Source organism: Luteibacter sp. P4_D7_3, assembly GCF_056401735.1.
Window position 1 is genome coordinate 1 of sequence record NZ_JBFUIT010000599.1, and the last position, 1,089, is coordinate 1,089.

General features: G+C 61.7%; 1 protein-coding gene. It reads left to right on the plus strand.

Going from position 1 to position 1,089, the window contains the following annotated elements:
* Nucleotides 1-13: 13 nt before the first annotated feature.
* A partial coding sequence (locus AC1DSN_RS23030) for a YDG domain-containing protein (protein WP_477333205.1) occupies nucleotides 14-1,089 on the plus strand: 1,076 nt, incomplete at its 3' end.

A 1,089-nucleotide genomic window follows, 5' to 3' on the forward strand; every position in this document is an offset into this window, starting at 1 on the left:
GACGGGAACCGTCGTGCAGAGCGCCGGCGCCACCTATGCGAGCAAAGACGCAGGCACGCAGCTGGTCACCGCCTTGCTCGAGCCGTCAGACTTCAGCCTGGGCAACGGTGCAGAACTTTCCAATTACACCTTCCCGACCTCCATCACCGGCAACGGCACGATCGCCAAGGCCATCCTCACCTGGTCGCTCGTAGGAAATCCTACAAAGGTCTACGACGGTAATACCGATGCGACGCTGACGAACGACAACTTCCAGCTCTTCGGCTTCCTCAGCGGGGAGGGCGCCACGGTCACTCAGAGCCACGGCACATACGACACCGCGAATGTCGGCCAGCGGAATGTGACGGCAAACCTGAATCTGACGGACTTCACCGCGCTGAACGGCACCGTGTTGTCGAACTACGTGCTGCCGACGGTGATGACCGGCATTGGGACGATCACTCCGGCGCCCCTGGCCGGATTCATTACGGCCGGCATCAACGGCCCGACCCGCGTCTACGACGGCACCACCATCGCGACGCTCACGCCGGCGAACTTCATCCTCTCCGGCTTTGCGGCAGGCGAGGGCGCTTCGGTCAACCAGACCGTCGGCATCTTCGCCTCGAAGAATGTCGGTAAGCAGGCCGTGTCAGCTTCGCTCTCCAGCGCCAATTTCGACGCTAACGCTGGCACCAATCTTTCCAACTACACGTTACCGACGGTGGCCTTCGGCACCGGCGAGATTCAGCAGGCGCTGTTGACGGCATCCATCGTGGGCAATCCCTCGAAGGTGTATGACGGCACACGCTATGTGACGCTAACGCCCCAGAACTACGAGCTTCTGGGCTTTGTGGCTGGCGAAGGCGCGGACGTCGTGCCGTCGTCGTCAATCTCCTTTGACACCAAGAACGTCGGCAGCAACAAGACGATCACGGCGAACATGGCGGTGTCCTCGTATCTGCCAAACAGCCAGACGCTGCTGTCGAACTACATCTTGCCAACGGTCGCGACCGGCCCCGGTACGATCACCGCGGCGCCGCTCTACATCGTCGGGGTCTCCGCCCAGAGTCGCGATTACAACGCAACGACCCTGGCAACGCTCAATAGCGG